Origin of the sequence: Terrisporobacter muris, assembly GCF_024621905.1 — a bacterium.
In the GTDB taxonomy this organism is placed as follows: Bacteria; Bacillota; Clostridia; order Peptostreptococcales; family Peptostreptococcaceae; genus Terrisporobacter; species Terrisporobacter muris.
On record NZ_JANKBY010000123.1, the window covers coordinates 1 to 9,940 of the forward strand.

Sequence of the window (9,940 nt, forward strand, 5' to 3'; positions counted from 1 at the left end):
AATCATTATTCATTTTCTACTCTCCTAAAATATATCCAATACCAAATATAGTAATTATATACTCTGGATTTTTTGAATCATCTTCAATTTTTTTACGCAGTCTTCTTATATTAACAGACAAAGTATTTTCATCCACATAATTCCCATTATTGTCCCACAACTTATCTAATATTATTTCTTTTGTCATTGCTCTTCCCTTATTTTTACTTAGTAGCTCTAAAAGCTTATACTCCGTTACAGTTAGATATATTTCTTTATCTTTTTTATAAACTTTCCTACTATCAAAATCTATTTTCAAATCTTTATATTTAAAAATATTTTTAGTTTCTCCACCCTTTCTTTTTAAAATCGCATTTATTTTCAGTTTTAAAATATCTATGGAAAATGGTTTCGATATATAATCATCGCATCCACTCTCAAATCCTTTTATCATATCTTCTTCTGTATCATTTGCTGTTAAGAACACTACAGGAAAATCCATTTTATCACTTATTTCTTCACAAAAATCTAAACCACATCCATCAGGTAGATTTACATCTAAAAGCAATAAGTCTATTTTATTTTGCAAAATAGCAACTTTTCCTTCTTCCTTTGTGTATGCACTAATCACGTTGTAGCCTTCTTTATTTAGAAAAAAACTGACTCCCTTATTTAAAATCTTATCATCTTCCACTATTAAAATATTTTTCATTATACTCCCTCCTACCCATGTCTTATTTTTCTAATGTTATCTTTAATTATAGCAATAGTGGTAGATTATTCAAACCTACCACTACACTTTAACTACTTTTCAATTTCTCTAAGTCTTTCTGTTACAGTTTTTTTACTACTATATTTGTAAGCCATAACCGGTGTAATTAAACAAACAGTAAATATTAAAGTTATTAATGATATAAGTTCCATGCCTGGGAACACAAACTCTGCATAATCTGCTATATTTTTAGTCAACTGAGCTATAAGGTAAACCATCCCCATGCCTAAAGTACATGTTAGTAGGGTAGTAATGCTTGCATAATATGCTCCTTCTATGGTTAACATATTTTTAATTTGTTTCTTTGTCATTCCTATGCTTTCCATTATGGCTAATTCTTGTAATCTTACATTAACATTTGTAACCATAACATTTATAAAGTTTAGCAGTCCTATAAATATTAGTATTATGGATATTCCTCCACCTACAACATTCATCATCAATGAACTTTTATTGAAACTTTCTATCTTGTCTGTTTTTGATTCTAATACTAAACGACTTTCACTTGCTATTGTTTTTAATTTACTTTTTACCTTGCTATCATATTTATCATCCACATCAATGTATATTTTATCAACATTTAAATTCTTGTCTAATTTATTAAGAGCAGAAGAAGATACATATATTGTAGGAACTCCAAGTACATTTGATCCATTAAAACTTAATATTCCACTTTCATCATTGAAAAACATTCTAGTATTAAAACTCATCGTTTTATTCTTATCTGCATTCTTTAAAGTTATTTTTTTACCTGAAAAATCTAATTTCTTCCCTTTAGAGTAATAAAAACTTTCTATTAATGCTAATTTCCCATTTTTAAATGCTTCAAGATCTATCTTCTCTTCATTCTCTTCATTAAATCTCTCTATGGTTTTATCTTCTACTCCTACCACCCATGGCGAGAATTCACTTGGATTCTTCTTCACCTTATCTAAATAAGTTTGAAGTGCTGATTCATCTTCTCCATGTCTTTCATATGCTGCTTTTAATAATGGTTTTATTATTTTTTCATTCATATCCATTTGTAACATGGAAGCCTTTAAAGTTTCTACAGAGTTAATTCCTTCTATTTTTTCAATTTCATTTATTACTTTATTATCAATACCACTATTATCATCATAATAAGCCTGTAGTTCAAAATCATTATTTAAATATCTATTTGCATAATTTTCTACGCTTACACTATTTATAAATGTATTAACTCCTAAAAATGCCATAATTCCCATAAATAATGATAAGAACACTAATATAGCACGTTTTTTATCTCTAAAAACATTGTACCAAGCCATTTTGTAAAGTTTTCCACCCTTAGTAGAATTTCTATTTTTCTTTTCTTTTTTTGTTTTTTGTCCACTATATTTCATAGCTTCTATAGGAGATATACTACTTGCTATTTTAGATGGTTTTTTGCAACTTATAAGCACTGTGAATAGTGAAAATAATATTGATAGTATAAATACTATTGGCTCAAAATATATTTTATTTTCCATCATTTTTTCATAATAAGTACCACTAGCCATACCTTCTAAAGCAAGAGGTACTATTAAGTAAGATACTATTACTGCTAATATGATTCCTATCGGTATACCTATAATAGATAATTTCAGTCCTTCTAACTTAACTATCTTTTTAATCTGCTTTGGTGAAGTTCCTATGGTTTTTAATAGTCCATAAAATTGAATATTTTTAGTTACTGCAATATATAAAATATTATAAATAATTAAATATCCACTTATCACAATAAAAGCACCTATAATACTACCTATTATCACGGCTGCAACTTTTATACTATTTGAGTCTTCCTCTGCATCGTAATTATATTCAAATTTTTGATTTTCATTTAAAGATACTTTTGATTTAAGAAGATTTGGTGCTTCAGCTTTTTTGTTTTTTTGTAAAGTTATTAAAAGTTGTCCATTTTTCTCCAAAGATAAATTCTTGTTATATACAAATTTTTCAGATACAAACATATATCCACTATCTTTTATATAATCATAAGAAGTGAAGTAACCACTTAAAATAAATTCTTTTTCAACAGTTTTTCCATTCATATCATAAGATATTTTTATTTTATCTCCTATTTTAGAATTTTCTTTATTTAAAAATTCCAAAGCTAACTTTGATAACATAATTTCATTTTCTTTTGTAGGATAATTTCCTTTTATACCACTTATACATGGAGTTAATTGATTTTCCCAGTTTTCTTTATCCAAATATTTTATAAATATATTGGTTTTATTGTTATCCAAAGATTCTTTAGATACGTTACCTACATTAATTTCTTGACCTATGTTTTTAGATATATCCAAGTTTTCTATTTCTTTAATTTGTTTATCTGTAGGATTAGCAAGAAAAGTTGTAGCTGTTGTTCCTTGATCCCTTAAATTCATTATCTGATAATTTTTTGCATAACTTATAGCTAAAGTAAATATGGCAGAAATCATAAATGTTGTTAAGACTATGGCAATAACTGCAAATATATTTCTAATTTTATTTGCTTTTAAAGACCTTTTTGTAATTTTCTTTATTATATCTTTATTATTATTTTCAAATTTCATCCTTATACCCCCGTTACTTACTTACAACTTTACCGTCTTCTATTCTTATAACTCTGTCAGCAAGCTGTGCTATTTCTTCATTGTGCGTTATCATAACCATAGTTTGGTTAAATTTTTGTGAAGTCATTTTCAGTAACCCTATAACATCCATGCTCGTTTTGCTATCAAGATTTCCTGTAGGCTCATCTGCTAAAATTATGGCTGGCTTTGTTGCTAAAGCCCTAGCTATTGCCACACGTTGTTGTTGTCCTCCTGATAAATTATTTGGCATATTTGTAAGTTTTGAACCAAGCCCTAAAATGTTTATTATTGAATCCACATATTCTGTATCAACCTTCACACCATCTAATTCTATGGGAAGAACTATATTTTCATATACATTTAAAATTGGTACTAAATTATAATTTTGAAAAATGAAACCTATATTTCTTCTTCTAAAAATTGTTATTTCCTCATCACTCATATTGCTTAATTTTTTATCATTTATAATTACTTCTCCATCAGTTAATCTATCTAAACCACCTAACATATTTAATAATGTAGACTTTCCACTTCCAGAGGTACCTACTATAGCAACGAACTCGCCCTCATTTATTTCAATATTAACATTATCTAAAGCTTTTACTGTATTTGATTCTTGACCATACATCTTTACTAAATTTATTCCTCTTAATATACTCATATAATTCACCTCTATATTTGTTTTTATTTTCAATTTATATATTAATAAACACTTATTACAATCTTGTGACATAAATAAAAATATTTAATTTATTGGTATATCTACAATTGATTTATAGATACTTATAGATTCATCTAATGTTTTTGCTGGAGCTGAAATCATATAATTACCTTTATAAATACAGATTTCTTTTAAATCTTTGGTTAAAGTAATCTCATAGTCAGATACTAATTCATCTTTCTCCTCTGTCAATATACCTTGCATAATTCCATCTTTCATTACACTAGAAGCAGATATATAGTATTTTTTACTACCAATACTTACAGATCCTTTTAACTCCTTACTAAATTGAAAATACCTATATACAAAGTGTGTATCAGACAAAGCACCTTCAATTTTTATATCTGTATTTTCTATGATTCTATCATCTTCAACCACAATAGTGTTTTTAAAGTCTTTATTAATCTTTATTACTTCTTTATGGTAGTTAAGATATAAGTTAAAACAAAGGAAAATCGATATTAATATTAATATCACCACAATAGTTTTGTTTTTTATTTTCATAACTATTTACCTCCATATCAATTTTATAATTATATAATATCTATCTCTTCTGGCAATCTTGTGACAGAATAAAAAAAGAGTTATTACACAAAACTTGTGTTATAACTCCATCTTAGATTGCTTATTTAGCTTTGATTTCATAATATTTTATAAGTATCTCTATACAATATACTATAATATTTTTTCTTTTAATTTTTCAAATAAATTACCATTATAATATCCTAAAGTTCTTGCATCCTCCCCAAAACTTGCTAAAATATGAAGTTCGCCACTACATAAACCAAGCTTGCTACTAATAGGCGTTTCTCTTACATTAATATACTGTACTTTTTCATATTTAATAATACTAATTTTCTTTGCAAAAATCCCCCAGGATACAGCCATATTTTCATCTCCCATATAAACTCCGCGAGTTATATATGACAAATAAGTAAATAAAACAAGAATTAAAAATATAAATAAATCTACAAGCAGATATATTATCCATGGTACTGTTGTATTAATCATATAAATAGCAAATAAAATTAAACTGCATATACTCATACCTATTATAATATTAGCGATTTTTATTATATGATGATTTTTAGATTCTCTTTCTAATTTAAAATCCCCCTCCAAATTTAATTCTGGGAGTAATATTTTCATATTTTTTATAAAATCTTCTTTATCACTAGACAACAAAATTTGTGATCCTTCAGTATCATTATCTCCCACACCAATAGTTACTATATCGCTTTGATATCTTTTAAATATTCTAGATATGGCAGATTGTTTAATATTTAAAGCATTTATTCTATCTATTGGAACAGTAAATTTTTTAAGTCTAAATAAACCATAACTTATATATAGTTTATCTTTTTCACGTTTAATTGAAAATTTATAGTATTTAAATAAATCTCCAAGGAAAAATTTTAGTATAGAAATACATGAAGTAATTGCTATTAACCCTACTGCAACAAAACCGTCTGAGCCGTCTGCCCGTATGGAGATAAACACCACAAAACATATCATAGCTAAATTAAATATAAATCCAAATATTGATAAATTATAAAAGCAATGTTTTAGCACATCATTTACAGAATAAACTATATCATATTCTATATTTTCATCCTCTAAATAACTCTCATTTCCTATTTCACTACCATACATATTATTTTCATCATCTTGGATATTCTTTAATTTTTCACTATTCATAAGAGATATAACTTTATTCTTAAAATCATAAGCATTTTTCTTAGAAAGTATAATTTCTATATCTGTGGAGTTTGCTGTAGACAAGCTGTCTGTATCAATCTTTATTTTATATGTACCTATTATTCTTTCAAAAATATTTTGCTCTAAATTTACATTGGATATATTCTTTATTCCAAAAGTGTTTACTTTAGAGTTAATTGTATTTCTTTGAATAACTATTGTATTTTCTTCTATGGTTATAAAAGTTTTAGCCCAAACTATAATATTGTAAATCAAAATAAGAGTTAATACTGCAAAAACACCACCTGCAATTAATAAGTTCTCACTACTAAACCCTTCTTTTACTATTTCTTTCACATCATCTAAACTTGTTATAAAGATAAAAAACAATGCTGTAATAACTCCGCATGTCTTTTCCACAATAATACTTGGATGACATCTAAATTTTTCTTCATTCATAAATGTCACCTCTTATAATAAATTTTCTTGCTTTTCTAATCTTGACTTAATTGCTATCTCATTAATCTTTTTCTTAAGAGCATCTGCAATAAACTCTGACTTTTCATCTTCTAAAAATCTAATTGTTACATCTCCACCAGCTGTAGTAACAATTACTTTTGCCAAGTTAAACATTCTGTCTATAGGACCTTTTTCTATGGCTATTTTGTGCAACCTTTCAATAGGAACTATACTTCTTTCTATAAATATAAACCCTTCTCTCACATCTATAGAATCTTCTGTGATGGAATATCTATACCTTTCATACCTAACCTTTGGTGATACTATTAAATATAAAAAATCTAGGATTACTAGTCCTATCATAATATTTATAACTATTTGTGGTAAATATTCCCCAAATATAAACCAAATCACAAATAAAATACTTGTACTTATTAAAAATTGCACTAAGGTAGCTACAAACATACAGCTTGTAGCTTTTTTACTTAACTTTTCATATTTCATTAAATTTCCCCTTTCAAAATAAATTACTTATCTAATTAACAACTTATTTTTTATTATATTATAAAAAACAGCTGATTCCCATAAAATTATAGTCATCAGATGTTAATATTTAGTTAATTATGAATTTATATCTAAAGTCCTTCTTCTTATAAATAGATTCTCATACATATATTCTTTTCTATATTTATATATAAAAGCAATAGAAACTAACAATGTGATAACATCCACGAAAGGAATTACAATCCATACTCCATTTACTCCCATAAATTTAGGTAAAATCATTATCCCCAGTGCAAAGAATACGAAAGTTCTAAGTAAAGAAAGCAATGCCGAAACTTTTCCATTAGAAAATGCTGTAAACATGCCTGATGAAAATATATTTATTCCTCCAACTAAAAAACTAGTTGAAAACAACATTAATCCATTACGAGTTATACTAAATAATTCTGTTCCTCTATCTGAAAATAAAGATATTAAAACATCTGCCATAGCTCTACACATTATAAAAGTACTCACTCCAAATACGCTTATTATTAAAATACTGTATTTTATTGACTTTTCAAGTTGTTCTTCATTCTCACTTCCATAATTATAACTTATTCTTGGTTGTACGCCTGAAATAAATCCTATATATGCTGCATTTAATAACATTTGTAAATATAAAGTAATTGTTATTGCTGCCACACCATCTTCACCTAAGTACTTAATCATTACTATATTAAAAATAAAAGTAGTAATAGCTGATGCCAATTGTGTGACCATCTCTGAAGATCAACTATCTTTTATCACTTTAAAGTTGAATTTCGGTTTTACAAAGTGAAGTGCATGCTTCTTATTCATAAAATATATTATTCCAACAAAAGATGGAACTATATATCCTATACAAGTAGCAAGGGCTGCAACCTTCACACCCAAATTAAGCTCTACTATAAATACATAATCTAGTACTATATTTATAAGTCCACCAACTATACCACTAATTAATCCTAAGTTTGGTACACCTGCTGTAACAAGAAAATAATCAAAATATAATTTTAGTACTACAAATGGTGTAAAAATAACCATATAAAATAAGTATTCTTTGCAATTATCATACAATGCCTCTGTAGAACCTAAAACATAAATAATTTCTTTCATAAAAGCAATACTTATAACTGCAATAATACATCCTACAACTAAAGCACTTATTGTAATAAGAGTAAAATCTTCTTTTTCCTCTTTATTTTTTCCTTCTCCCATTTTTTTTGCAACAATGGCGCTACATCCTATTGCAAACATAATTCCAACACCTAAAATAAGACTTATTACAGGGAAAACTATATTTGTAGCAGATAATGCATTAGACCAGATAAACTTAGAAATAAACATCCCATCTATAATTGTATAACATGAGAAAAGTACCATCATAACAATCGTAGGAAGTATATATTCAACTAATGATGTTAGTGTCATTTTTTTTATAATGAATTTTCCATAATACCCTCCTTGAAATTCATATCGATGTAATATATAATAAACTATCCCGCAACAGGATAGTAAATAAGGAGGATTGTAGTAATTGAACGAGAATAATACAAAATATTTTTCCACTGGTGAGTTTGCAAAATTATGCAAGGTACATAAGAAGACCCTTTTTTATTATGATGAAATAGGACTTTTTAAACCTGAAAAGGTTCTTGAAAATGGGTATAGATATTATTCAACTTATCAGTTAGAGGTTTTTAATGTAATTTATACTTTGAAAGATTTAGGAATGCCACTGAAGGAAATAAAAGAATTTATGGATAAAAGAACTCCACAAAATGTGGTTGAACTTTTTACTTATGAAACTAATGAAATTGAAAAAGAAATAAATAGACTGAAAAGAAAACAAGAAATAATCTTCAATAAGATAAAGGTTATAAATAAAGCAAAAAATATTACAGATAAAATTTTTATAGAAAAACAAGATGAAGATTATATTATTCTTACTTCTCCCATAGATAAAAGTAAATACCCTTACGATACAGATACCTATATGAGTCACTTGGACTATTGTTATAGTAATGATTTGTATATAGGGTATCCCGTAGGTTCTATAAAAACCATAGAAGACTTAAAAAGTGAAAATCCTTATGATTATAGTTATTACTATACAAAGGTAAATAAAAATTCAGTTGATGAAAACGTGATTATAAAGCCAGAAGGTACTTATGTAGTTGGATACTTAAAAGGTTATTATGAAAACACACCTACTATTTACAATAAAATTTTAAAGTATATTAATGAAAACAATTTAACTATTATTGGATATGCTTATGAAGATGTTTTACTTGATGAAGTAACCGTAAAAAATATTAATGAATATGTAATAAAAGTTTCTATACAGGTAATGTAAAAAAGATGAGCCTAAAACTCATCTTTTTATTATCTTAATATTAATTTTAAATGTTCTTGTAGGATATGTATACCTGTAGTATTTTCTCCACCTCTTGGTATTATTATATCCGCATGCTTTTTAGAAGGTTCCACAAATTGCTCATGCATTGGTTTTACAGTGTTAACATATTGTGATAATACTGACTCAACACTTCTACCTCTTTCTTTTGTGTCTCTTAAAATACGACGCATTAAACGCTCATCTGCATCTGTATCAACAAATACTTTTATATCCATCAGATCTCTAAGTTCAGGATCTTCAAATATTAGTATTCCTTCTACTATTATAACTTTTTTAGGGTGAGCAAGTACTGTTTCTTTAGCTCTAGTATGTTTAGTGTAATCATAAACAGGAACTTCCACTTCATTTCCTGCCTTTAATTTTTTTATATCTTCTATCATTCTTTTTGTTTCAAAAGATGATGGATGATCATAGTTTAAATTTTTTCTTTCTTCAAGAGTTTTGTCGTCGTTAGCTTTGTAGTAGCTATCATGACATATTAACTCTATATCATCCTTAAAAAACTCTTTTATATAACTTACTATAGTTGATTTTCCTGATGCAGTTCCTCCTGCTATACCAACAACACTCACTTGTTTCATATTATCTTCCACCTACTCATATATTTTTACACTTACTTTTACCCAAATGTAAAAGTCCGTTAATTATCTATATCTGCAATATTTTATCACATTTTTATATAGAATTAACATGGGAAAAATAACCATATATTTTTAATTATACAAATAATTTCATTCCACTTATGTTATGTATCTTATAAATTTTTATTAAAATTCTTTTAACATAAT

Annotated in this window: 10 protein-coding genes; 1 reads left to right on the plus strand and 9 read right to left on the minus strand. The window is 26.6% G+C overall.

All coding sequences use genetic code 11. The annotated features are described in order from the left end of the window. Window positions 1-16: 16 nt before the first annotated feature. From NSA58_RS10660 to NSA58_RS10695, 8 genes are all read right to left on the minus strand, one after another. The gene (locus NSA58_RS10660) at window positions 17-691 is read right to left on the minus strand and encodes a response regulator transcription factor (RefSeq protein ID WP_039681254.1); all 675 of its coding nucleotides are present in this window, start codon (window positions 689-691) and stop codon (window positions 17-19) included. Between the two features lie 92 nt (window positions 692-783). Then, a complete protein-coding gene (locus tag NSA58_RS10665) occupies window positions 784-3,309 on the minus strand; it encodes an ABC transporter permease (protein WP_074429683.1) in 2,526 nt (841 codons plus the stop codon). A gap of 13 nt (window positions 3,310-3,322) precedes the next feature. Further along, window positions 3,323-3,991 (minus strand): ABC transporter ATP-binding protein, encoded by a 669-nt coding sequence (locus NSA58_RS10670; protein ID WP_039681252.1) that lies wholly within the window; start codon window positions 3,989-3,991, stop codon window positions 3,323-3,325. 84 nt (window positions 3,992-4,075) lie between these two features. After that, window positions 4,076-4,555 (minus strand): hypothetical protein, encoded by a 480-nt coding sequence (locus tag NSA58_RS10675; RefSeq protein WP_039681251.1) that lies wholly within the window; start codon window positions 4,553-4,555, stop codon window positions 4,076-4,078. A 171-nt stretch (window positions 4,556-4,726) separates the two neighbouring features. Then, window positions 4,727-6,208 carry a PH domain-containing protein gene (locus tag NSA58_RS10680; RefSeq protein WP_039681250.1) on the minus strand — a complete coding sequence of 494 codons (1,482 nt, stop codon included), beginning with the start codon at window positions 6,206-6,208 and terminating at the stop codon, window positions 4,727-4,729. Window positions 6,209-6,220: 12 nt separating this feature from the next. After that, complete coding sequence (locus NSA58_RS10685; protein ID WP_039681249.1) at window positions 6,221-6,712, minus strand: PH domain-containing protein; 492 nt, start codon at window positions 6,710-6,712, stop codon at window positions 6,221-6,223. 117 nt (window positions 6,713-6,829) lie between these two features. Then, window positions 6,830-7,462: an MATE family efflux transporter gene (locus tag NSA58_RS10690; RefSeq protein ID WP_257560451.1), complete on the minus strand. Its 633-nt coding sequence runs from the start codon at window positions 7,460-7,462 to the stop codon at window positions 6,830-6,832. 21 nt (window positions 7,463-7,483) lie between these two features. Next, complete coding sequence (locus NSA58_RS10695) at window positions 7,484-8,164, minus strand: MATE family efflux transporter (RefSeq protein ID WP_257560452.1); 681 nt, start codon at window positions 8,162-8,164, stop codon at window positions 7,484-7,486. 106 nt (window positions 8,165-8,270) lie between these two features. Between NSA58_RS10695 and NSA58_RS10700 the strand changes: the two genes are divergently transcribed. Then, window positions 8,271-9,089 carry a MerR family transcriptional regulator gene (locus tag NSA58_RS10700; RefSeq protein ID WP_039681248.1) on the plus strand — a complete coding sequence of 273 codons (819 nt, stop codon included), beginning with the start codon at window positions 8,271-8,273 and terminating at the stop codon, window positions 9,087-9,089. A gap of 29 nt (window positions 9,090-9,118) precedes the next feature. Here NSA58_RS10700 and udk read toward each other — a convergent pair whose 3' ends face one another. Further along, a complete protein-coding gene (gene udk, locus NSA58_RS10705) occupies window positions 9,119-9,733 on the minus strand; it encodes a uridine kinase (protein WP_039681247.1) in 615 nt (204 codons plus the stop codon). Window positions 9,734-9,940: the final 207 nt, after the last annotated feature.